General features: G+C 65.6%; 1 pseudogene. It reads left to right on the top strand.

The window, feature by feature from the left end:
• Nucleotides 1-42: 42 nt before the first annotated feature.
• A pseudogene (locus TN53_RS41760) lies at nt 43-613 on the top strand (Twin-arginine translocation pathway signal); the annotation flags it as partial.

Here is a 613-nt window from a genome sequence, read left to right as displayed (position 1 = left end):
CCACCAGGATGGATACGCCCTGAGCACCACGAAGAGGAGCAGGTGAAACGCCGCGCATTCGTCTCCGTCACCGCTGCCGCGCTCGTCGCCGGACCAGTGGCACAACAGAACGTCGACCCCGCCCTGATCGACTACTTCCAGACCCAACTGGAGGGGCACTACAGGGCGGACATGTACCTGGGCCCGCACGATCTGATCGGGACTGTCTCGGCTCAGTACCAGCTGATCGACAAGCTGGTGCGTTCAGCCAAAGGGGAGACCCGCCGTGGCCTCCTGCGGGTAGGCGCGGCGTATGCCGCTCTCATCGGCTGGCTCTACCAGGACGCAGGCGACATGGACGGCGCCAGCTTCTGGCGCGGAGTGACACAAGAGATCGCCATGCGATCCCGAGATGTCCACCTGATCGGCTACTCACTGGTGAACCAGGCGCAGGTGCGCACAGACCTCGGCGATGGCCGCGCGGTCGTCGACCTGTGCGAGGCAGCACTGGAAGACACCCGCCAGCTCGTTCCCAAGGTGCGCATCATGGCTATGCAGCAGCAGGCCCACGGCGAGAGCCTGAACGGCGACCGCAGCGCGGTCGACATGCTGATCAGCAAGGCCGGCCGGGTAC

This window comes from Streptomyces sp. WM6386 (assembly GCF_000972385.1).
In the GTDB taxonomy this organism is placed as follows: Bacteria; Actinomycetota; Actinomycetes; order Streptomycetales; family Streptomycetaceae; genus Streptomyces.
The sequence above is the reverse complement of the archived record's forward strand: the minus strand, read 5'-3'. Positions and strand labels throughout refer to the sequence as shown.